The 23625-nt window shown below is 53.7% G+C and carries 17 protein-coding genes; 3 read left to right on the top strand and 14 right to left on the bottom strand.

The window, feature by feature from the left end; all coding sequences use genetic code 11:
* Positions 1-71: 71 nt before the first annotated feature.
* The 3 genes from AM218_RS10255 to AM218_RS10250 all read right to left on the bottom strand — a co-directional run bounded on the left by AM218_RS10255 (position 72) and on the right by AM218_RS10250 (position 2031).
* Positions 72-1214, bottom strand: coding sequence for a DUF418 domain-containing protein (locus AM218_RS10255; RefSeq protein ID WP_197273944.1), 1143 nt, complete (start codon positions 1212-1214; stop codon positions 72-74).
* Between the two features lie 313 nt (positions 1215-1527).
* Positions 1528-1704 carry a hypothetical protein gene (locus AM218_RS16805; RefSeq protein ID WP_157547623.1) on the bottom strand — a complete coding sequence of 59 codons (177 nt, stop codon included), beginning with the start codon at positions 1702-1704 and terminating at the stop codon, positions 1528-1530.
* A gap of 36 nt (positions 1705-1740) precedes the next feature.
* Complete coding sequence (locus AM218_RS10250; protein ID WP_054413778.1) at positions 1741-2031, bottom strand: hypothetical protein; 291 nt, start codon at positions 2029-2031, stop codon at positions 1741-1743.
* Between the two features lie 359 nt (positions 2032-2390).
* On the opposite strand from AM218_RS10250, the gene AM218_RS10245 reads away from it, so the two are divergent.
* Positions 2391-4472: a tetratricopeptide repeat-containing sensor histidine kinase gene (locus AM218_RS10245; RefSeq protein ID WP_054413777.1), complete on the top strand. Its 2082-nt coding sequence runs from the start codon at positions 2391-2393 to the stop codon at positions 4470-4472.
* Positions 4473-4532: 60 nt separating this feature from the next.
* On the opposite strand, the gene AM218_RS10240 is transcribed toward AM218_RS10245, so the two are convergent.
* The 8 genes from AM218_RS10240 to AM218_RS10205 all read right to left on the bottom strand — a co-directional run bounded on the left by AM218_RS10240 (position 4533) and on the right by AM218_RS10205 (position 16486).
* A complete protein-coding gene (locus AM218_RS10240; RefSeq protein WP_054413776.1) occupies positions 4533-6317 on the bottom strand; it encodes an ABC transporter ATP-binding protein in 1785 nt (594 codons plus the stop codon).
* A 307-nt stretch (positions 6318-6624) separates the two neighbouring features.
* Positions 6625-7323 (bottom strand): hypothetical protein, encoded by a 699-nt coding sequence (locus AM218_RS10235; protein WP_054413775.1) that lies wholly within the window; start codon positions 7321-7323, stop codon positions 6625-6627.
* A gap of 155 nt (positions 7324-7478) precedes the next feature.
* Entirely contained in the window at positions 7479-9290 is a 1812-nt protein-coding gene (locus tag AM218_RS10230; RefSeq protein ID WP_054413774.1) for an ABC transporter ATP-binding protein, read from the bottom strand.
* A 242-nt stretch (positions 9291-9532) separates the two neighbouring features.
* Positions 9533-11002, bottom strand: a complete 1470-nt coding sequence (locus tag AM218_RS10225) for a RagB/SusD family nutrient uptake outer membrane protein (protein ID WP_054413773.1) — start codon at positions 11000-11002, stop codon at positions 9533-9535.
* A 25-nt stretch (positions 11003-11027) separates the two neighbouring features.
* Positions 11028-14270 carry a SusC/RagA family TonB-linked outer membrane protein gene (locus AM218_RS10220; RefSeq protein WP_071843758.1) on the bottom strand — a complete coding sequence of 1081 codons (3243 nt, stop codon included), beginning with the start codon at positions 14268-14270 and terminating at the stop codon, positions 11028-11030.
* 674 nt (positions 14271-14944) lie between these two features.
* Entirely contained in the window at positions 14945-15808 is an 864-nt protein-coding gene (locus AM218_RS10215) for a dienelactone hydrolase family protein (protein WP_054413771.1), read from the bottom strand.
* A gap of 51 nt (positions 15809-15859) precedes the next feature.
* Complete coding sequence (locus tag AM218_RS10210) at positions 15860-16231, bottom strand: cupin domain-containing protein (RefSeq protein WP_054413770.1); 372 nt, start codon at positions 16229-16231, stop codon at positions 15860-15862.
* A gap of 12 nt (positions 16232-16243) precedes the next feature.
* Positions 16244-16486: a Kazal-type serine protease inhibitor family protein gene (locus AM218_RS10205; protein WP_054413769.1), complete on the bottom strand. Its 243-nt coding sequence runs from the start codon at positions 16484-16486 to the stop codon at positions 16244-16246.
* Positions 16487-16724: 238 nt separating this feature from the next.
* On the opposite strand from AM218_RS10205, the gene AM218_RS17220 reads away from it, so the two are divergent.
* Both AM218_RS17220 and AM218_RS10195 read left to right on the top strand, forming a co-directional pair.
* The gene (locus AM218_RS17220; protein ID WP_071843757.1) at positions 16725-17192 is read left to right on the top strand and encodes a YtxH domain-containing protein; all 468 of its coding nucleotides are present in this window, start codon (positions 16725-16727) and stop codon (positions 17190-17192) included.
* Between the two features lie 162 nt (positions 17193-17354).
* Complete coding sequence (locus tag AM218_RS10195) at positions 17355-17717, top strand: YtxH domain-containing protein (protein ID WP_054413768.1); 363 nt, start codon at positions 17355-17357, stop codon at positions 17715-17717.
* A 558-nt stretch (positions 17718-18275) separates the two neighbouring features.
* On the opposite strand, the gene lysS is transcribed toward AM218_RS10195, so the two are convergent.
* The 3 genes from lysS to AM218_RS10180 form a co-directional block, all read right to left on the bottom strand.
* A complete protein-coding gene (gene lysS / locus AM218_RS10190) occupies positions 18276-19835 on the bottom strand; it encodes a lysine--tRNA ligase (protein WP_054413767.1) in 1560 nt (519 codons plus the stop codon).
* Positions 19836-20043: 208 nt separating this feature from the next.
* Positions 20044-21084 carry a hypothetical protein gene (locus AM218_RS10185; protein ID WP_054413766.1) on the bottom strand — a complete coding sequence of 347 codons (1041 nt, stop codon included), beginning with the start codon at positions 21082-21084 and terminating at the stop codon, positions 20044-20046.
* Positions 21085-21315: 231 nt separating this feature from the next.
* On the bottom strand, positions 21316-23430 hold the full coding sequence (locus tag AM218_RS10180; RefSeq protein WP_054413765.1) for a carboxy terminal-processing peptidase: 2115 nt from the start codon (positions 23428-23430) through the stop codon (positions 21316-21318).
* Positions 23431-23625 lie beyond the last annotated feature (195 nt).

Below are 23625 nucleotides of genomic sequence, written 5' to 3'. Positions count from 1 at the left end.
AATAGGTTACGAAGACCGATAAATCTAAAAAGCCCGACCATTGCTGATCGGGCTCCTATGTTGATAACCGGTTAATAACTCACGGCCAAAGAATCATCAACGGGCTCCTGGCGCCGCAGGGGCAGGCGCTGGCCGTAGCTTAACTGCCGCCATACCCACTCAACCGGACCATATTGATAGCGGGCCAGCCACCACTGACTAAACCATACCTGCAGAATAAAGATTAACCAAGCTATTCCTACATGCCACACAAGTGGTTGTTTGCCGAGTTGAGCCAGCCCAAAACCCGAAAAAATAAGCAGCATGAGCAGGTTCTGGACTAGATAGTTCGTCAGTGTCATGCGCCCCATTGCTTGCAAGCTTTTAAACAAGTTAGAGAAGTGTCTAGTCTGGTGCAGCCAGCAAATAGCGCTGGCGGTTAACAGCATTATGCTGAACACCATCCAGAAATTGGGCTTAAACAGAGTAGTGAAGAAATAAGACTTACGCTGGCTTACCAGTATAACAGAGAATACGAATACCACTGCGAAGCTGCTCCAGAAGATGCGTCGCGCCAACCGGGGAGTAGAAGACAGGCGCCCGAAGAAGTCTGCTTTCTGCGCGGCAAAACCGAGGAAGAAACAGGCCAGCATTTCCAAATGCACATCAATGATATAACGAAGGTTAGCTACCTGCAGCAAATAAGAGCCCTGCAGGTTAGCCTGCAGAACCTGGAGAGGATTATGACTCAGGTACAAGGTTTTCAGGCCGTTCATTTCAGAAGGGGAGCCCACACCACCGGGCAGCGTAGCTACAAATGCTGAAACAAACGGAATAAGCAGGAGCAGAACCAAAGATGCCCGAAATGCCTGACGGGCTGAAAACTGAGCAAATAGTAAAAACACAAACCCGAGCAGGGCATAATCCTTCAGGAAATCCCCAAAGTAGAAAGCACTATCTATAAAGCCCAGCACTAAAAGCCAGCCCATGCGGCGGGCGAAAAACGGCGCAGCATTTTGGTTTCTTTCAGCCAGATTACGGAGCAGGATAGCGAAGCCATAGCCAAAGAGGATGCTTAAAAGCGTCCAGGATTTTCCATGAAATACTGTTTCCTGCGTCATGTACAGGATGTTGGTAAGTATGCCGTGCTTAATGCCCTCAGCAGCCTGCGTTAGTTTCCACAAACTGGTATAGTTCATCAGTACTACGCCCAGCAATGCCCAACCTCGAAGCACATCTACAAGAGCTGTCCGTTTGGAAATAGGAAGGGGGGATATCGTGTTAGTTAGAGTCATGCAACAGACAAATTGATTGCTTGAAATTACAGAAATATATGTTCGGTCTTTCGCTCTTTTACCGGTTCAGTAATGGCAAGTATAAGAAGCATGTATAAGGGATGGACGACGAACGGGCTAAGGCATTAGCTGCCGCCAAGGTGTTGGCTAGCCCCATATGATGAGGTAAAAATGCAACATGATAGGCCCGCTTCACCAAACCGCAAATGCCAACTAGAACATTTTATACTTTCAGCAGGACTAGATAAAATTTTTAGTCATGCTGTTTAAGTCCTGTTTCCGAATACTTGCTCGTCTCTGCCAGAGAAATGATGTGCTGGTCACTGATGAACCGGAGCCAGCCGGGTGTATTCAGCATCTCCCTGATAAAGGCGGCGTCTTCGGTAGTAAACTGGTATAGCGCCAGACGCTCCGTTTCAAGAATAAGCATAAGAAAAGCAGAGAAGGGGAGGTGAAGCGGCGCGCGTTAGGGGATAATATTCAGCGTGATAAGCATAATTGTTACAAAAATAATCATAAGGCCCCCGAGGAAAATGAGGTCGGCTAGCCGCTCAAAAGCATTTGTCTGCCGGCTATTTCTCATCGATAAAAACGACAGAATGCAGCTGGAAATAAAGAACAGCGTGGCCACCGACGTCAATTCATCGATGATGGAGGCATCCGAAAGCTTATTGACTTTCAGGGAGGTTAACACAATAAAACACAGGCCCATCAGGTTGGCCGAGGTGTTCAGGATATGTGGTGAATTATTTTTCATAGAGCCTACTAATTTAATAATTCCGACACTAGCTTCTGGGCGAGGTGCCCCCTGTTTATAATAGCATGGTACGCCTTTTTAGGCCATAGGAAATCAGGCTTTCAGAACGATAAGTCCATATTTCAGAAGCCTACAAATTCCGGGGTATGCAGCGGAGGCTGATTTCCCGAGGTCCGAGGAAAGATAATCTGGTTAGCGTTTGGGCCTGTTTATAAATACATTAGCAAGGAAGCGTAGAAGTGTATTGGTAGAGAACTATATTTATGGCTGCTGGCCTTATTTCGGGCAGGTAGCTATTGTATAAAAATAGGGGTATAGCGTTAAAGGTGAATGGTCCAACTCTCGGGTAAATTCTGGGTATGAAACAGGCTTTCGTCGGCTTAGCCTGTTGGCTGTTCTGGTTATCTGCTCTGCCCGTATGGGCGCAAAGCCCTGAAACGGGCACTATAAAAAACGTACTTGCCCGCACTACTACCGATACCAGCCGGGTGTTGCTGCTGGCCGACTTAAGCGCTACCTACCGGTATTCGCACTTCGATTCGGTGTTGAATTATGCGCGGGAAGGCCTGCAGTTGGCGCAAAGTATTGGCTACACCAAAGGCGAAGGCCGGTGCCTGTCGCGCATTGGCATTATCCTGAGTGAGCGGGGAAACCTGCCGCAGGCTCTGCGCACCAACCTGGATGCCCTGCGGCTGGCGGAAAAAAGCTACGATCTGGAGGGCACCGCCCGCATCCTGAACCAAACCGGCCTGCTCTACCAGGCCCTCGATGACTTCCGCCCTGCCCTGCAGTACTATTTTCAGTCCCGGGCCATTTATGAGAAGCAGCATATTGCGGATTATTCCCAGCGAATCAGCGTACTCACCAACATTGGCTCTACCTACGTGGGTACCGGCCAGCTCGACTCGGCCGCTTACTTTCTGCGGCAGGCCTACGCCCTTACGCTAAAGTCGCAAAAGCTGGGCTATAGCTGCTGGGGCAACCCCTTGCCCTACGTATTGCGGGAAATAGGCTTGCTGGAAGCCGCCCGCAAGCATCCCGATAAGGCGCTGAGCTTTTACCGGCGCAGCGCCCAGGCCGCCATTCCCGAAAATGACCTGCGGAGCCGCTCCCGGGCATACCAATATATGGCGGAGCTGTATGCCGAGCAGCAACAGGTAGATTCCAGTGTGTATTATGCCCGCAAAGCCCTAGTGGTAGGTCAGGCGCTGCCGTTTGTAATTGGCATAGTGCGCAACAGTGGCCTGCTCTCGAAGGCTTTTCAAGCCCGGCGCCAGACAGACAGCGCCCTGAAATACATGCGCATCATGGTAACGGCCGAAGATAGCCTGTACAACCCGCAGCGGATTAAGCGGCTGGATGCCATCGGGTTTGCCGAGCAGCGCCGGTTACGCCAGCTGGAGGCAGAGCGCACGCAGTTTGAAGCCCGCACCCGCCTGTATGCGCTGATGGCCGGACTAGGCGTACTTATTCTGATTGTGCTGCTGCTGTGGCGGAGCAACCATTTGCAGCGCCAGGCCAACAGCCGCTTGCATAAGCTGCACGCCCAGGTTACGCGGCAGAAAGAGGAGCTGACCACCCAGCGGGACCTGCTGGCCAATATGCTGCAGGAGTTGAAAACCACCCAGAGCCAGCTGGTGCTGCGCGAGAAGATGGCTTCCTTAGGAGAGCTGATGGCCGGAGTAGCCCATGAAATACAGCAACCGGCCAAAACCATTAAGGACCTGGCCGGGGTAAGCGTGGGCTTGTGCCAGGAAATGCGCGTGGAGTTGCCGGAAGGCATCTACATCACTGCTGAGCAGGAAATGCTGGACGAAATGCTACTGAACCTGAGTCAGTATCAGAACAAAATAGCCGAACACAGCCAGCGGGTAGAGTCTATTGTGCGGGTAATGCTGGAATACTCCAGTAATACCCCCGGCCCCCGGCAGCTGACGGAAATCAACACCCTGGCGCATGATTATCTGCGGCTTTCCTACCATGATCTGCGCGCCAAAAACCGGCAGTTTGATGCCGAGCTGCTGGCGCAGCTGGACCCTGCCGTGGGTAGCATAGAAGTAGTGCGGCATGATCTGGGCCGGGCACTGATTTGCCTGTTTTCCAATGCGCTTTATGCCGTGCAGGAGCGCATGCGGCAGGAGCCGGCTGGGTACGCTCCCCAGGTACAGCTCAGCACCCGCCGCACGGGCAGCGAAGTAGAAATCAGAGTGTGGGACAATGGCCTGGGTATCCCGGCCGCCGACCGCGCCAGCATTTTTGATGAGTTCTTTACCACCAAGCCCATCGGGGAAGGTACCGGCCTGGGGCTATCCTTCTGCCATGATGTAATTACCCGGGGTCATGGGGGCAAGCTCCGGGTAGAAACGCAGGAAGGGGAGGGTACTGAGTTTATTATTACCCTGCCGGTTTCCTCGGCTATTGTCGAAGAACAGAAGGGGTAAGGCCCTGCCATCTTCCGAAGACAGCATAAGGGCCTACCGTGCCTTGGGTAAGCGAGTTCCTCAGCCTTCATCTAAGGTGCGCGCAATTTTCTCAATGTTGAGGCTGCGGGCCGAGGCGTCGAAAATCTCGCGGTAGGCACCATGCTGGTCGTAGAGTTGCTCGTGGGTGCCGCTTTCCACGATGTAGCCCTTCTGCATGACATAAATGTGGTCGGCATCAATAATCTGGGAGAGACTGTGCGAGATAACCACCACCGTGCGGCCCTTCTTTAGGGCGTCGATACTGTTTTTGATTTGTTCAACCGTTACCGCATCCAGCGAGGCAGTGGGCTCGTCGAGGAAAATAATGGGTGGGTTTTTGAGCAGCATCCGGGCAATGGCAATGCGCTGCTGCTGCCCGCCGGATACCTGCTGGGCATCGGTCTGGTATTGATGAGGGAGCTTTATTACCTGCTCATGCAGGAAGGCTTGTCTACTGGCCTGCTCCAACTCGGCCGCGGTTGCCTGCGGATTACCGTAGCGGATATTCTCCTCAATGGTGCCTTTGAAGATGTGGTTTTTCTGCAGCACCAGGCCAATCTGCTGGCGCAGGGCATGGGTATCGTAATCGGCCAAGGGGCGGCCATCCAGCAGCATCTGGCCCCGGTCGGGCTCATAGAATTTGCAGAGCAGGTTGATGACGGTGCTTTTGCCGGCCCCGGAAAGGCCCACCAGAGCGGTGGTTTTACCTGCTTCCACTGTCAGGCTGACATCGTGCAGGGCCTGCGTGCCGCTGGGGTAAGTAAAGGTTACGTGGCGCAGCTCAAAGGTGCCCTGCAGGTGGTCGGGCAGTAATGTCCCGGAAGGTTCCACGGCCTCTTTGGCATCCAGAATATCAAAGAAGGCCTCCGAATACGTGTGCACCTCATTCATTTCATCATACATGTGATGCAGCTGCCGAATGGGGCCTGAAACGTTATTAAAGAGCATAATGTGGAACATAATGGCCCCAATAGACATATGCCGGCCCAGTACCAGGTAGGCCGTCAGCACTATCACCAGTACCAGGCCAATCTGCTCCACAAAGGTTTTCAGCCCATCAAACAGAAAGTTGGTTTTGCGCATCTGCAGCTGCACGGTTTGCAGGTCGAGCTGCATTTGCTGCTGCTTCCGGTCTTCGTAGTCCTCGCGCACAAAGCTCTTGATAACCACGGCGGCCTCAATGATATTAACAATGCCGTGGTTTTTGGTTTCGCGCAGCTGGCGCATGTTGCGGCGCACGCCACTCAGGCGGGCCGCCTGCCGGTAGCTGATCCAGAAATACACCGGAAGAATGAAAAGCGCTACCAGCCCCACGTGCATATCGGCCATAAACATGACCACCAGGGCCACCACGGCATTGGCGCACAAAGGCAGAATATCAATAAAGAAATTCTGTACCAGTTTCATCAGGCTGTCTACGCCCTTATCAATGCGGGTCTGGAGCTTGCCGGTCTGGTTGGTGGCCGCGTCGTAGAAGCTGAGCTGATAGCTCAGGATTTTGCGCACGGCGTCCTGGGAAAGGTCGCTGGAAACGAAAATGCGGATTTTCTCGCCGAAGAATTTCTGCCCGAACTGGATAAAGATGTTGATGACTTCCTTACCCAGCAGTATCCCGCTCACCAGCAGTAAAAGCGGCATCCCCTGCGATACTCCTTTGCCCTGCTCCAGTAGCAGCTGCACATTATCCACGGCGTAGCGCAACACAAAGGGGTTTACCTGGGCCGTGAGGGAGCCTACCAGCGTAAGCAGCAGCGTGCCCAGTACCAGCCCCCGGTAGGGCCGTACGTAGGGAATAAGATGCTTGATGATGTCCCAAAGGCTCATGGCCGGCCGCTTGCTGATGAGTAGGAGAGTCCGGCTGCACCGCCCGCCCCATTTCCCTGTGCAGGGGCTGAACAGGGGGCCGGCGCAGATGCTCTTATCTAAGATAAGCAACCTGCGGGGCCGGTGCACCCCAGCGGCACTCTTTCTAATGCTTGGCCATGAACGGTTTAAAATCGAAGGTCAAGGCATTCATCAATAAAGGCTTAAATAAAAAAAGCTACCGCGCTGCACCACTGAGTGGTGTAGCGCGGTAGCCCTTGGGCCTGCTCAGGATGCTGGTAGCTGCCTGGCTGTCGGCCCTGGGTTCTTACTCTTCCTCCGCTACCGTTTCCTCGGCCTGGGTAGCTGCTTCATAGGTATCGGCATATTTAAAATCATCCAACCAGTAGGCCGAGCTAACTACTTCAAATACTACCGTTTTATCCGCTTTTTCCACGGTGCGGAGCTGCCAGATAATGTCCTGGGCTTCGGGGAAGCTGGTGCCGGCCAGTTGCTCACTGAACAGGCGCTTCAGCAAGGTGTTGTCGGGCATTCCCTGAGCCAGGAGGCGCAGCAGCGGGGCTTCGGGCTGGGTGTCAAACACTGCCAGGGCCTCCGGGTCTTCTGTGTTTAGCCGCACCTGAAACTGCACGGCTTCTGTGCGCGGAAATTTGCCGTTGTAGGCTTCGTATAACAGCTGCGTCGCCTTGAAAAAGCCCTCATGCTGCCCCAGCTCCGGGTTTTCCTCCCATAGTTTTTCCGTCAGCATCTGGTGGGCCAGGTTTTCTATCTGGCCGGCATTCAGCTGGTCAGCAAACAAATAGCTTAGCACCAGCTGCGCGGCTTCGGTAGGTTCCAGGTCCGTCAACGACATCTGGCACATGGCCTTTAGCTCGGTCGGCTCTATTTCGTCGGGGTTGTCGTAGTTCATTTTCAGCAGCAGCTCCTTGTAATCCTGGTTTTGCCAGGAGTTCGGCAGCTCGCTGAGGGTATCGAAAGAGAGGCGTTCTACGGTGAAATTCTTCATGAATGGAGTATTACTGCTGGCAGCCAAAGGTGGCCGGGTACCGGCGGCAGCTGCGCGCCTGGTTATAGTAGGTTTACGGCAATGCCCGCTAAATACTCATAAAGTATTCTGTTTATGTGCAGAACCGGCACCTGGGCATCCGGCGGGCTGTTTTCTTAAGCGGCCGTATCGCCTACCTCATCCTCATCATCTACCATGATGCGGGCCAGCTTCTCAATGTTGAGGCTGCGAGCCGAGGCGTCAAAAATCTCGCGGTAGGTGCCGCGCAGGTCATAAAGGTGCTCGTGGGTGCCGCTTTCCACCATGCGGCCCTGCTTCATCACGTAAATGCAGTCGGCGTCCACAATCTGGGCCAGACTATGGGAAATGATAACCACCGTACGGCCGCGCTTAATGGCATCCAGCGAGTTCTTGATTTGCTCGGTGGCAATGGCATCAAGCGAAGCGGTAGGCTCGTCGAGGAAAATAATAGACGGGTTTTTAAGGAACAGCCGCGCAATGGCAATGCGCTGCTGCTGCCCGCCGGAAAGCTGCTGGGCATCACTCTGATACTGTTTAGGCAGTTGCATTACCTGCTCGTGCAGGTACGCCTGCTTGCCGGCCGCTACCACCTGCTCAAAGGAAGCATGCATGTTTCCGTAGCGGATATTCTCCTCAATGGTGCCTTTGAAGATGTGGTTTTTCTGCAGCACCAACCCGATTTGCTGGCGCAGGGCATGGGTATCGTAATCGGCCAAGGGGCGGCCGTCGAGCAGCATCTGGCCCCGGTCGGGCTCGTAGAATTTACAGAGCAGATTGATGATGGTGCTTTTGCCGGCCCCGGAAAGGCCGACCAGAGCGGTAGTTTTGCCCGCTTCCAATGTCAGGCTGACATCGTGCAGGGCCTGCGTGCCGCTGGGGTAGGTGAAATCCACATGACAGATTTCGAAGGTTCCCTGCAAATGGTCGGGCTGAATAAGGCCGGTTTTCTCTGTGGCATCCTCGGCGTCCAGAATGTCAAAGAAGCCCTCCGAGTAGGTGAGGGCATCGTTCATCTCATCGTAAATGCGGTGCAGCTGCCGGATGGGGGCCGAGACGTTATTGAACAGCAGAATATGGAACATGATGGCCCCAATGGAAATCTGGCGGTCCAGCACCAAATAGGCAGTGAGAATGATGATCAGCACCACGCCTACCTGCTCCGTGAAGGTTTTGAGGCCATCGTAGCGGAAGTTGGTTTTGCGGGTTTCCAGCTGGGCGGCCTGCAGGTTTTGCTGGAGCTGATTCTGCTTTTGCTCCTCATAGTCTTCGCGCACAAAGCTTTTAATGACTACGGCCGAATCGATGATATTCACCAGGCCCTGGCTTTTCTGCTCGCGCAGGCTGCGCAACGCGCGGCGGGTGCCGTTCAGCCGGTCGGCCTGCCGGTAGCTGATCCAGAAGTACACCGGCATCACCGCCACGGCCACCAACCCCACATATAGGTTGGCCATAAACATGACCACCAGCGCCACAATGGCGTTGGCAAAGAGGGGGAGAATATCAATGAAGAAGTTCTGCACCAGCTTCATCAGGCTCTCCACGCCCCGGTCGATGCGGGTCTGGAGCTTGCCGGTCTGATTGCCGCTGTCGGAGTAGAAGCCGAGCTGGTAGGAGAGAATTTTGCGCACCGCGTCCTGGGCCAGCGTGCTGGATACATTAATGCGGATTTTCTCCCCGTAAAACTTCTGCCCAAACTGAATGAACGTGTTAATAATTTCTTTGCCCAGCAGCAACGCACTCACCAGCAGCAGCATATCAGCGCCCTCGGCCAGGCCCTTGTTCTGGTTCAAGAGCCCCTGCACGGTGTCCACGGTGTAGCGCAGCACGAAAGGGTTTACCTGGGCGGCCAGAGAGCCCACTAGTGTCAGAAGCAGCGTGCCGATAACCAGCGGCCGGTATGGGCGCACGTACGGGTACAATCGTTTAATAATTTCCCAGAGACTCATGAAGTAGGGGGCTTAAGCGGGCAGCAACTAGCCGATAAGACGCGTGGGGGAGGAGTGGGGTTATCAGAAAGACAAAACGCCCGGCATTGTTGCCGGGCGTTTGGGAGCAGAAGCGCTGGTTGCTTGAGGAAATAATAGAGTGGGTTGATTACACATCAGCACAACTACAATCAAAGCCTACGCAAATAGAAGGCATAAAAAAGCCTCCCCGAAATGGAGGAGGCTTTTTTGAAAGTAAAATATTAGTAACCAGGATTCTGTTTCACCAATTCCAAGCTGTTCTGGATTTCACGCTGTGGAATAGGCCACAGGATGCGGAAGTCCTGCGTAATGGCGGGCAGAGTGGCCATCACCAGACCAGTACGGCGCAGGTCAAACCACCGGAAGCCTTCGTTCGCCAGCTCCACCCGGCGCTCTTTCAGAATAGCCGCTACCACAGCATCGTTCGTCTTAGCTACAATTACGTGGGGTCGCACGGTACCATCAGTACCAGGAGCAGGTGCTTCAAAAGCGTAAGGAGCCAGGCCGGCACGGGTCCGCACCCGGTTAACCAACACCGCTGCAGAATCAAGATGACCCTGCTGAGCCACGGCTTCAGCCCACGTGAGGATTACTTCACCACCGCGAGCCAGAACTACGTTGTCGTCGCTGGCAGAAATCCGGAAATACTTGCGGGTAGTACCGGTAGGGTAGATAGAAGTGGCAGTGCTAGCGGTTACCACGTTCACGTTGCGGCGCAGGTCACCTGCTTCGTGGGCGGCGCCCAAGGTCGTAGCAGGGTCTACCTCGTTACGTCCACCAGCCCCAGCTGGGAACCAGAAAAAAGCCAGCTGGTTAGGATCTACCGCATCAAACGGAATTTCCCAAAGAGCCTCGCTCGAATTTTTCTGGGAGAAGATAGCACCATAGTCACCTTCCAGACGAACACCACCCGTCAGGGCAGTATTCAGCTCGCTGGCAAAGTTAGATGCGGCCGTGTAGTTACGCAGGCGCAGCTCCAGGCGGGCACGCAGGGCCAGTGCCGTGGCTTTGCCAATATACGCTTTGGTGCTACGGGCTACGGGCAGGTTGGCAATGGCAAAGTCCAGGTCAGCGCGGATGGCATCTACCACTTCGGCCTCTGAGGCGCGGGCCTTGGGCTTAATTTCCTCGCCGGTAATGGAGGTAGTTGGCGTCAGACGCAGGGGTACTCCCAAACCATCAGAGAAGCCGTAGCCTTCTGGTTTGCCACCCCAATAAGCCAGCAGGTTCATATAGTGGAAGGCGCGCAGGGCGCGGGCTTCCCCTATAGTGCCGTTCTTATCAAAGCTGGGGTCAGTAATCAGATCAGCCTGCTGGATAACATAGTTTACGCGGTTAATACCCACGTAAATAATGTTCCACATGTTAGTAAGCTCTACGTTAGCTGGCAGAATACCACCGTTCGCAATTTCTGCGAATGAAGGAAAAGTACCGGTGTGGCGGGCATTATCAGCGGCCAGGTCAGCAAACAGCTGGTAGCGCAGGCCGTAGTAGTTGGCGCTCTGAATAGCATCATAAGAGCCACGCAAAGCTGCCTGTACGTCGGCAGGGGTCTTCAGCCCGGCTGCTGAGTCAAGGCTTGCCTGAGGCTCTACATCCAGAATCTTCTCGCAGGAAGAGATGCCGAAGCCAACGGTGAGAGCTAGCGCTGCGGGAAGCAAGCGCCGGCCAAAAGAACGAATATGTACCATTATGTAATGTCGGATTTAAGCTGAATTAGAAGCCCAGGCTGATACCACCCGTGATGGTGCGGGCCTGTGGGAACGTGAGGAAGTCAGTGCCCAGCGAGATGTTAGAGCCGCTGAAGGTGTTAACTTCCGGATCAAGACCCGAGTAATCGGTTAGGGTGTAGAGGTTCTGGCCCTGTACATATACCCGTACGTTGCTCAGGTGGGCGCGCTGCGAAATAGCCTTGGGCAGCGTGTAACCCAACGTCAGGTTCTTGAGACGAGCATAAGAGCCATCTTCAATGAAGCGGTCGGACGTACGACGGTTGTTGTTAGGGTCGCCGTATACTGCACGGGGAATGTTGGTGTTAGTGTTGGTAGGCGTCCAACGGTTCAGTACCGCGGCATCCTGACCAAATACACCGTTCATGCCCTGAGCAAACGAGATGTTGTTGTTGAAAATCTCATTGCCGTAGCTGTACTGGATGAAGGCGCTCAGATCGAAGCCCTTGAAACGAACCGTGTTGGTCAGGCCACCGAAGAAATCAGGCTGGCCATTGCCCAGAATTTCCTGGTCGTCGCCGGTAATGCGACCATCGGGTTTGCCAGTCAGCTTGCCAGCCGCGTCACGGCCATTGATGTCGCGGAACTTGATGTCGCCAGGGCGGGTAGCCGCAAGCTGGTAACGGGCCGTAGGGCTGCCGGTTTGTTCCCGTGCAGCGGCATCCAGGGCGTTAATCTCTTCCTGCGTCTGGAAAATGCCGTCTACACGGTAGCCGCGGAAAGCACCCAGTGGCTGGCCCACTTCCAGCCAGCTGGCAAAGCCCGCAGCCGTACCTTGGTCGCCATCAACCAGTTTAGTCACCTCGTTCTTGTTGAAGGCAATGTTGAAGTTGGTTTCCCAGTTGAAGCCACCATCTTCCTGGGCACGAATGTTCACCGTGTTCAGGGCAAACTCAAGGCCGCGGTTAGTCATGTTGCCAATGTTCTCCTGGTACGACAGGTAACCGGTGTTACCGGGTACGGCACGGGCGAGGAGCAGGTCACGGGTTTTGCGGTCATAGGCATCTACCGACAGGTAGATACGGTTGTCGATCAGACCCAAGTCAATACCTACGTTGGCAGTAGCGGTACGCTCCCACTTCAGGTTGGGATTTTCCAGCTGGCCAATAGCCAGACCACCTACCTGAGCGAAGTTAGCACCCGTGTTAATCAGGCCACGCGAAACGAAGTTGCCGATTTCCTGGTTGCCCGTCTCGCCATAGCTGGCGCGCAGCTTAATGTCCGTGATGGTAGCATTATCCTGGAGGAAAGCCTCCTCCGAGATGCGCCAGCCCACCGAAGCAGCGGGGAAGTAACCGTAGCGGTTGTTGCGGCCAAAGCGCGAAGAACCATCACGACGCAGGGTAGCACCGAAGAGGTACTTGTCTTTGAAGTTGTAGTTCAAACGGGCCAGCGTGCCGAACAGGCGATATTGAGTTTCGCTGGAAGAGGCGTTGGTTTTCACTGCGGCAGCCGACAGCTGACGAACGGTGTTGCCGGGGAAGCCGGTACCCTGCGCAATTACCGAGTTGAACGTGCTCTGCTGATAATCCAGAACGAACTGGCCATCAAAGGCATGGTCACCGAAAGTTTTGGAGTACAGGAAGGAGCTGATGTGGTTGAAGTTCGCGTCCGTGTTGATGGAGAACGTAGCCGCACCGCTGGTGCCCCGACCAGCGTTAGTGGTAGAAGGGTTGAAGGTTTCGTCCTTGAACTGGATATAGTCCAGACCGAAGGTAGCCCGGTACTTCAGGTTCTTGATGAATTCAAACTCTGTGTACTGTGTGCCGATAATGCGGGAGCTGATGCCTTTGTTGAAAGGCTCACGGGCAGCTGCAATGGGGTTTTCAGTAGAGGAAGCAGGGTCGCGGGCGTAGGTGCCGTCGGCTTTGTACTTAGGAATGTCGCTGGCTACCAGAATGGCCGTGCTCAGTACACCGTAAATGTTGTTGTCGTTCTGAATACGGTTGTTTACCGAGCGGTTCAGGCCCAGGTTTACGCCCATACGGATATGGTCCGACAGCTTGTTATCAAGCACTACCCGGCCGCTGGCACGGTTGAAGCCCGAACCTAGGATGATACCCTGCTGATCGAAGTAGCTGCCGCTTACACGGTAGCTGGACTTCTCCGTACCACCGCTGATGCTCAACTCGTGGTTGGTGACAGGGGCCGTACGCAGAATTTCATTCGCCCAGTTCGTGTTAGGCGCTTTGGTAGGGTCCTGGAATTGAGCCAGGTCACGGATACCATCGCCGTTATCCACGATGAAGTACTGTCCAACATCATTCACATTCAGACCAGCGTCGCTGAACAGGTAACCCGTCAGGTCAGCATAGCTGCGCCAGTTTACGCCAAAGGCGTTGATGTTACCGGCAGCATTAACCGGGTAACGGTTCTGTGCCTGCTCCAGGAACAGCTCCGTTTGCTGCTGGCCGGTGAGGGCATGCGGCTTTTTCCAGGCAGACTGGGAGCCACGGTAATAGTCGAGGGTTACTTTGGTCTTGCCTACACGGCCACGCTTGGTGGTAATCAGCACAACGCCGTTAGAACCACGTGAACCGTAGATAGCCGCCGCGGCAGCATCTTTCAGAATCTCCATTGACTCAATGTCGTTGGGGTTCAGGTCAGACAGGGCGTTAGTCGTCTGGTTACCCACGCCAACGTTGCTATAGCTGCCCGTATTGATAGGCAAACCATCAATTACGTACAGCGGCTCGTTGCCGGCACCAATAGAGGCACTACCCCGCACACGAACGGCAATACCCGAACCAGGCGTACCCGAGTTCTGGGTTACCTGCACACCGGCGGCGCGGCCTTGCAGGGCCTGGTCAACGCCAGCAATGGGTTGGTTTTCAAAATCCCGGGCTTTTACAGTGGCAATGGAACCCGTGAGTTCCTTGCGCTCTTGTGCAATACCGAAACCGGTTACTACAACTTCGCTTAGCTGGCGGTTATCCTGCGCCAGAGCAACATCAATACGGCTTTCGTTGGCTACTACACGCTCTGTAGCGGCATAGCCTATGAAAGAAAAGGATAGAGTACCGCCCGAAGAAGGGATAGACAGCGAGTAAGTACCATCACTGCTGGAGGAAACCCCAACCGATGTGCCTTTCAGAAGAACAGTAACGCCGGGCAAGCCCTCATTAGTCGTTGCGTCAGTTACCCGTCCAGAAATGGTGCGGTCCTGCGCCGAGACGGAATGCAGGATGCCCACTAGGAACAGGAAACTCAGTAGTAAGAGTTTTCGCATGTTGAGAGAGGTGTGAAATTAAAAGGTTTTAATGGGGTGAAGTTGCATTCTGGTTGAGGGCAGAATGATTACAATTATACAGCTGAAATGACTTAATGACAAAAATGTTTCCCCTATGTTATCATTATGAAAGAAATGTAGAGGTATAATTATCATTTTAGTATTTGCTGTTTGTTGGTGCTTAATTGTGTTATTTATATAAGACATATGTCTATATACATTCAAATTATGCCCAGGCATAGGCTGACTTTTTGAATTTTTACCTTAATCATCTAATTGTCAATCAATTGATGATTAAACAAGATTATGATTGCAGAATTGATTTTCGCATATAAAATTCAATTTCTAAGAACATAATTTTAATGCTGGTGAGTGCCTAGAAGCTGCTTATACAGCTTCAAAAGCGCTTATTAAAAATCTTTAATATAGCTGGTGCTAGTTGAGTTATTGGAATAATTATATTATAATATTATATTAATAATATACTATATTCGGCTGCATAATCGAATTTGTATGATGGAAGTCCCACAAGCTTTTGTATCACATGTCTATCAACCCAGACGAGATTAATCAAGCCTACTCAACAAAAAAATGCCCTACCAACTGTATAAACAGGGTAGGGCGGTTTCCTTTGCGGCCTGAATTCCTTTCAAGCCATGAAATAGCCAGCTGGATCAGCTTAGTTTCTCCTGAAATAACCGCAGGGTTCTTTCCCAGGCCAGTTTAGCGGCTTCGGCGTTGTAGCGGGCCGGGGAGGAGTCGTTGTTGAAGGCATGGTTTACGCCAGGGTAAATGTATTGCTCAAACGATACTCCGGCCGCTTTCAGGGCTGCTTCGTAGGCGGGCATGCCGGCATTCACCCGCTCATCTAGGCCGGCGTAATGCAACATCAGGGCCGCTTTAATTTGGGTGAGGTCGGCGGTGGCGGCGGGTTGGGTGCCATAGTAGGCTACAGCGGCGTTCAGCTGCGGGTCGTGCAGGGCCAGCTGGTTGGCTAGTGCCCCGCCCCAGCAAAAGCCCACGCAGCCCGTACGGCCGTTGCTTTCCGGGCGGCTGCGCAGATAGCGCAGGGCCGTGAGGTAGTTATTCAGGTTCTGCTGCTTATCCAGCTTGCCAATGAGCGTGCGGCCTTCATCCTCATTCGCCGGGGTACCGCCAAATACCGATAAAGCATCGACGCCCAGTGCCAGATACCCGGCCTGAGCCACGCGGCGCGTTACGTCTTTAATATGGGGCGTGAGGCCCCGGTTTTCGTGAATCACCACCACGGCCCCACGCTTTTTCTTCTTTTTCGGCTGTACCAGGTAGCCCTTCATTGTAATGCCAGCATCTCCCGGCCAGGTAACCTCTTCTGCCAGCAGCTTGCTCTTTTCCGTTTCCAGAGCAGAAGCCTGTGCATAGCCGGGCTCCAGGGCGGCCAAAGCCACTGCTGCCAGGGCCGTGCCACCGGCCAGCTTTACTAGGCGCTCCAGAAACTCCTTGCGGCTGAGCGGAGCGTGCGTATACTCATCAAACAGGGTAATAATGCGCTGGTCCATAAAGCGGAAAGGTGAAAGCCAAGAGAAAGTGCCGACGGATAGCTACAACCGCTAATCTTCCTCCCGGTTCACGGAGTCCATGGTAAAAGCAGGCACGCAGATAGACCAGTATTCCACCTCCTCATCAAAGGGGTTGGAATAGCGCACGCGGGCACCGGCCTTTATCAGCAGGGATTCGCCGGGGCCTAGCTCTATAAGGTCGCCATCTACCTCAAACTGCTTGCGGCCGCGAATAACAATGGTCACCTCATCAAAATCCGGGTTCTGGTGCGGCTCGCTCCAGTGGGGTGGGGCCACCATGTGGGCCACGCTGTATTCACTGGTTTGGGTGCTGGCCCAGCCAATGTGCTCCTCAATGAGCTTACCATCGGTGGTGGGTACGCGGAAGGGGTTTTGCTGGCGGAAGTAGCGCTTGTGTAGCATCAGGTGGAAAGTTTAGTTGGTTTTGGTGCCCGGGCATTCGCCCTGGGTAAAGCTGGTGAGGCCGGCATTCAGGGCCTGGCAGGCGTTGCCGTAGGTTTTACCGTCGCAGCCGCATACTGGGTCATACTGCATGGTGCACATCATGTCCTTGCGGATTTTACTGGGGTCGATGCAGGGCTTGGTTTCGGCAGTGGGGGCCGCGGCGCGGTGGCAGTTGAAGGCCAGCAGCAGGGGCAGGGCAAGTAGTAGTTTCATAGGAGCAGGGCGGCGGGTGAAGGCGGCAAAATACGGAGCATGGATGGGAATGGCTGCGGTGGGGCGGAATATTTGCTCTTCGCTATTTTTTTACGCGCCCTATAAAACCCAAGGCACAGCCCTGCGTATAGGCAGGCATTGGTGATTTTCGCTCGGAAGAAAAGCCGCCGCGATTCATGGCTTATCAGTCAGGCATCAACCCTAACATTAACCGTTCACACTTTCTCCCTCCCTTATCATGTCCTATCACGAAGAAGACAACTCCGGTAAAATCCTCCTTGCTGTTCTCGCCGGTGCCGGCGCTGGTATTATTGCCGGTATGCTGATGGCTCCCGACAAAGGCAAAGCTACCCGCGAAAAGCTGGGCTCGGCTGCCACGAAATATAGCGGCCAGTTTGGCGAGCAGCTGTCGAAGTACAGCGGCCAGTTTGGCGAGCAGCTTTCCAAATATGGCGAAGAGCTGGACTCCAAGTTCAAAGGCTACGTGGAGAAGCTCGAAGATATGGGCGTAACCGGTGCTGGCAGCAGCCTGCAGCTGAAAGGCGACTGGAATGAAGCCAAAGGCAAACTGCGTCAGCAGTACGCACAACTCACCGACGAAGACTTGAACTACGTTGAAGGTCAGGAAGAAGACCTCGTAGGCCGCCTGCAGCAGAAGCTGGGCAAAGGCAAGCGCGAAATCACCAAAATGCTGAACGACCTGTAGGTCGTAGCCAACGCTATAGCGTTTTGGTAAAAAGAGCCTTTCCCTTCCCGGGGAAAGGCTCTTTTTCTGTCAACTCTTTCCCCGCAGCCGCGTTACTTCCAGCAGTGGCAACGCCTGCCGTTGCGGCTTTTCCTTTTACCTCCTTATATCTTTTTACACGCTATGAAAAACGACAGCGGTAAAGTAATTCTCTCTTTGTTGGCGGGTGCAACAGCCGGCATTGTAACGGGCCTGCTTCTGGCCCCGGAAACGGGCGAAGAAGCCCGCACGGCGCTGCGCAAAACGGCCGGCCGATTTTCCGAGGATCTGGGCAAACTGCTCAAGGAAGGCGTTAGTCGCCTCAACGATTTGAAAACCGGCGGCGTTACCGGCGAGCATACCCAGGCCCGCTCCGCAGCCGATGACCTGTTGCAGTCAATGGCTGCCGGTAGCCAAGCGGGCCAGGAAACGGCTGGCCCGGGTGCCAAGCCTGCTTCCTCTGCCAATACCGATGAAATGGTTGGCGATACCCGATTGGGTGGCTAAGCAGCTCATATCAGTTATGGCCAAAATAATGTAATATCGGCTGGTAACTTTTTGATGATGAGTGCGTTTAACTAACTACAACGGCTTGAAAGAAGATTGGAGAATCACACGAAGTAAAATTGCCGACGGTTGACTTTCTGGTAAGACATGGTCTATTTGTTTTAGCAGCAAAATCTGACTTGTTCATCGCAAATTTCTTCGCCTCGACCCAATTGGAAGGGTAAGCTGATTGTTAAGGAAAGCCTCTCACACCTGTTGTGAGAGGCTTTTCGATTTTTTGACGCCCAAAAAAACTCGAACAAAGTGTAACCTCTTTTTTTAGAACCTCGTTATAAAACTCATAACCGACTGGTAAGAGGTACGGAGTTCGTTTACGAAAAGTAAAATTGCCGGCAGTGGAGTTTCTTTTAGGATCTGGTAAAACAGCCTCTCAGTAAATTCGTACTGGTTCCTCGCAAGATTCTTTTGGTAAAGCTCTGGTTATCATACTAAGTCGATTAAAAAGAAAAGCCTCCTGTGCTAAACACAGGAGGCTTTTCGATTTTTGAACCGGGGCCTTTATGCCTGGGCTTCAGGCTTCGGCGCGTTTTCCGATTTGGTGTACTCCGGCTTCATCTGCGGGAAGAACAGCACGTCCTGAATGGAGTTGGAGTTGGTCATGATCATGCTCAGGCGGTCGATGCCGATGCCCAGGCCGGCCGTAGGCGGCATACCGTACTCCAAGGCGCGCAGGAAGTCCTCGTCCAGCACCATGGCCTCCGTGTCGCCGCGCTTGCCCAGTTCCAGCTGCTCCTCGAAGCGGGCGCGCTGGTCAATGGGGTCGTTCAGCTCGGAGAAGGCATTGCAGATTTCCTTGCCGTTGCAGATTGCCTCGAAACGCTCTACCAAACCGGGCTTGGAGCGGTGCTTCTTGGCCAGCGGCGACATCTCCACCGGGTAGTCGGTAATGAAGGTGGGCTGAATCAGCTTCGGCTCCACGTGCTCCCCAAAGATTTCGTCAATGATTTTGGCCTTGCCCATGCTTGGGTCCAGTCCTACTTTCAACTCCTTGGCGGCAGCGCGCAGCTCTTCCTCGCTCTTGCCATCAATATCAAAGCCCGTGAAGTGCTTGATGGACTCAGCCATGGTGTAGCGCTTCCAGGGGCGCTGGAAGTTGATGAGGTTATCACCGACCTGCACCTCAGTTTTGCCGTGCAGCGCCATGGCTACGCGCTCCACCATTTCTTCTACCAGATCCATCATCCAGTAGTAGTCTTTGTAGGCTACGTACAGTTCCATCTGGGTGAACTCCGGGTTGTGGAACCGGCTCATGCCCTCGTTGCGGAAGTCTTTCGAGAATTCGTAAACGCCATCAAAGCCACCCACAATCAGGCGCTTCAGGTACAGCTCGTTGGCAATGCGCAGATACAGCGTCATGTCCAGCGTGTTGTGGTGCGTTTTGAACGGGCGGGCCGCCGCGCCCCCGTACAAGGGCTGCAGAATAGGCGTTTCCACCTCCAGGTAGCCTTTGTCGTTGAGGTAGTTGCGCATGGCCTGCACCAGCTGTGTGCGCTTAATAAAGGTTTCGCGCACCTTGGGGTTCACCACCAGGTCCACGTACCGCTGGCGGTAGCGCTGCTCAGGGTCAGTGAAGGCATCAAACGTTACTTTGTTGCCCTGCTCATCTACGGCTTCCTTCACCACCGGCAGGGGGCGCAGGCTCTTGCTCAGTAGGGTAAGGCCGGTTACGTGAATGGACGTTTCGCCCACCTGCGTTTTAAATACGTGGCCTTTCACGCCTACAAAGTCGCCCAGGTCAATGAGCTTCTTGAAGACGATGTTGTACAGGTCCTTATTCTCGCCGGGGCAGATTTCGTCGCGGTTGACGTAAAGCTGAATGCGGCCGGTGGTGTCCATCAGCTCGGCAAACGAGGCTTTGCCCATCACGCGCACCGACATAATGCGGCCGGCCAAGCTTACATCCTGAAAGTTGTTAAGCTCCGGATGGTAATTGTCGTGGATTTCCTGCGCATAGAAATTCACATCGAACAACTCCGACGGATAGGGCTCAATACCGAGCTTTTGGAGTTCTGCCAGCTTATGGCGGCGCAGTTGCTCCTGTTCGCTGAGGTGCTGCATGGGGGAGGAGGCTTAAACATAAGGCCCACACGGGCCCCGAAAAATCAAGCTGCAAAAATAAGCCGCTTATTCCGAATCCCGACTGTCGGAACAGAATTAGCCGTGCGTGCCAGGCGGTGTTTGCTTTCGATGCCTTTAAAAACAAAAAAACGCCGCCCCAAAGGAGCGGCGCTTACGATATATGGAGTGGTGTTAAAAGAGGCAACGCTTAAGCAGCCATTCCCATCTGATTGTTGGGGCTGATGCCGGTAATGGCGGGCGCCACCTGCTTGCGCAAACGTTCCTGCACAAAGCTGTGCTGCAAGTGCTTGGGCAGCTCAACTATCAGCTGCTCGTAACGCTCCAGGCCCATAGCCTTGGCTACGTAGCTTTCATGGATACCATTGAGGTAGCTGACAATGTTGAGCAGCGACTGATGGAAGAGTTTAAAGTCGATGTCGGCCTCCACGAAGCGCTCAATCTCCCGGCTGGTCTGCGAAATGCGCAGGCGGCCCAGCAAATCGAAGATGGTGGTATAGCCCAGGCGCCAAGTAATCTGCTGCCAGTGCGAGGCCGTCCATTTATCCAGCACTTTGCCGGTCTTCTGGCTACGAATAGCCGTGTTCGGGTTGGCCTGCACCTGCTGGCGGGTAGCCAGGGCTTTGATCTTGCGCGTGGTGCGCAGGAACTGCCCAATCTGGGCCTGCGCCTCAATCTCCTTGCCCGCAATGTGCAGCCCCGGCTTGTAGCCCGCCAGCGGCAGCCGATGAATGCTAAAGTCGCCGTAAGCGCCCGCCGCATAGAAGGAAACCGGCCGTGGATAGGCATTGCGCACCACCAGGCGGCCCACCTCCCGCCGAATCAGCGAGGGGTTATTGGTCCGTACGCCCGCCGTGTACAGGAAAGCCTGAAGGCCGGAGAGTATGGCATGGTATGCCTGCGGAAACGTCCAGTGCAGAGCGTTACGCAGGTAATCTTCATCACCCAGCTCTGCTGTGGCACGCAGCGCATACTCCGTACTCCAGGAAGCATGCAGCATCTTGGTCACTGCCTGCAGATCTTCTTCCGTCAGCTCGGCTTGGTGCGCCCGGAAATAAGGTAGGTGCTGCACGCCGCCAGTAGCATCATCGTGCTCCTGGATATGATAGTTGATGGCAAAAAAGTAGTTGAGGAAAACCTGGGCCGGAATGGATTTGCGCCACGTTTCCTCCGCTTGTTTCTGCTCGTCCGTAACGAGCGGAATGATATTGTTTTCCAGTATCGTTGTCATGATTAGTAAACACAGGGACTCTAAAATCAGTTGCATATTTACTAAAAATAATAGCGAAATATTTTACGCGTTTAAACAGCATTTAAGGCGTTTTATAGCCTGTTTATTGATGACTATGGATGATTGTGTTTCAAGGTCTATTTGCTAAATATATTGTCAGGTATAGACAGGGTAAAAAAAAGCCTCCTGCTCAATCAGAGCAGGAGGCTTTTAGCAGTTTATGAGGCAGGATTAGATCTGGTCTTTAATAACCGCTACTGCTTCTGTCAGGTCAATGTCCTTCTTCAGGTTTTTGGTGAAGCGCGAGGCACGGTTCACTTTCACGGTGTCGCCACCCAGGGCCTGCACGTCAGCAGCCAGGGGAGCAATAGCCAGCGTAGGAGCCGCTTTCTTAATCTCATCGTAGCGGTTAGATTCTACTTTGGCCTTCTCCTGCTCTGTGCGGAAAGCCGCCAGTTTCAGAGATACCATCGTTTCATCCTTGCGCTTGCGCATGCGCTGCACCATTTCGTTTACCATTTTAAACGAAGGGTTAGTGGCTACGCGCGCCTGGCTTTTTGCTTTTACTTTGTCCAGGGGTAGGGTAGGCGAGTTCCAAGTACGGTAACGAGCCGCGCCAATTTCGTCCCATTTCAGGGCATAGTCGGACTCTTTCTCACCCTGGTCCAGGTAGCTGTAAGCATCGGGCAGCACGATGTCTGGCACCACGCCTTTAAACTGGGTAGAGCCGCCATTGATGCGGTAAAACTTCTGCGTGGTCAGCTTCAGAGAGCCAAAAGGCTTCAGGCTGCTGAAATCACCCAGCACATCATCCAGATCAAAAATGCGCTGCACGGTGCCCTTGCCATACGTGCTGGCCGAGCCCATAATAATGCCACGCTTATAGTCCTGAATGGCGGCAGCCAGAATCTCCGAAGCGGAGGCACTGTACTTGTTTACCATTATCACCAGCGGGCCGGAGTACTGCACGCGGGGGTCACGGTCGTTGAGTACAGTGGCAGCACCCTGGCCACCTTTTACCTGTACTACCGGACCACTGTCAATAAAGAGGCCAGCCATTTCAACCGCATCTTGCAGGGAGCCGCCGCCATTGTAGCGCAGGTCCAGCACAACGCCTTCCACGTGCTCTTTCTGCAGTTTTTCCAGCTCTTTACGAACATCCGTGGCGCTGCTGCGGCCACCGTTGTCATTAAAGTCGGCGTAGAATGTGGGCAGCCGCAGGTAGCCGATTTTCTTGCCATTTTCATTGATGGTAGCCGACTGCGCGAAGGTTTCTTCAATCACTACCACGTCCCGTATAATCGGAATGACTTTGATAGCGCCATCCGGCTTCTTCACCGTGAGGCGAACCTCCGTGCCTTTTTTGCCCCGAATCAGGGAAATTGCCTTATCCAGGCGCCAGCCTTCTACTGATACAGGTTCTTCAGCACCCTGCGCCACCCGCATAATAATGTCGCCGGCTTTCAGCTCGCCCTGGCGGTAAGAGGCACTGCCGGGAATAATCTCCGACACTTTAATCTGGCCATCTTTCTCACCCAGGGAAGCCCCAATACCTTCAAAACGGCCCGTCATGGCTATATCAAAGGATTCTTTGTCCCGGGGGGCAAAGTACTCGGTGTGGGGGTCGTAGGTATTGGCAATGGTGTTGGCATACAGCGCCAGCCGGTCATTGGCATCGTTCTGCAGCAGGTCGCTGAACTTATCGTCGTAGTTTTTCAGCACACGTTTGCGTGCCTCGGCTTCCATTTTAGCCGGTGTGGGGTTGGGCTCAGCAGAAGCCACTTTGGGGTCCTTTTTAGCCTGGGCATCCATCATCTCTGAAATACGAACCATGGTCTCATATTTCAGGAATTTGCGCCACTGCTCCCGCTGTGCCGCTTTGTCAGCCGCAAAAGCCATTTTATCTGAATCAGTCTCCACGGACTCTTCCGTGGTGAAGTCAAACGGCTTGGAGAGAATATCCCGGTAAAGCGCCTGTACATCCTTCACCCGCTGATCCATGATCTGGGTGGTCAGGTCCATAAACTCGTGGCTGCCCGCCCGCGCCTGCTCATCAATAGCCGACTGATACTTGCGCAGCTGAGCTATGTCAGACTGCAACAGAAACATCTTGTTGTAGTCTACGCGCTTCAGGTATAGATCAAAGACGCGCTTAGAGAAGGCATCGTCTATTTTCTCCGGCTGATAGTGCGCCGCGCTCAGGCCCTGAAGCATGGCTTTAATCAAGACCTCATCTTTCTGCGGCGCCCGACTGGTAGTGCGGTGATACAGTTTATAAGAAGCCAGCACGAAAACGGCGGACACCAGAAAGGCATATAAGCCTACTTTTAATCGCAGAGATGACATGAAACCGATGCTAAAATGGTCGTAAACAAATATACGCAAAAGCGTATGCAAAAGCCGGTCCTAACTCTACGAGTCTGCCGGGGTGTCTGGTTGGGCTATAACGTGCATAGTGGGAAAATAAGTGCCCCTATGCATTACCATGGGCACCGCCAGCAGGCAGAAGGTTGCACCTTTTTAAGGAAGTTCCAAAAAGAA

It is taken from the genome of Hymenobacter sp. DG25A, assembly GCF_001280305.1.
GTDB lineage: Bacteria > Bacteroidota > Bacteroidia > Cytophagales > Hymenobacteraceae > Hymenobacter.
Note: the sequence above shows the minus strand (reverse complement) of the source record. Positions and strands in the feature narration are given on the sequence as shown.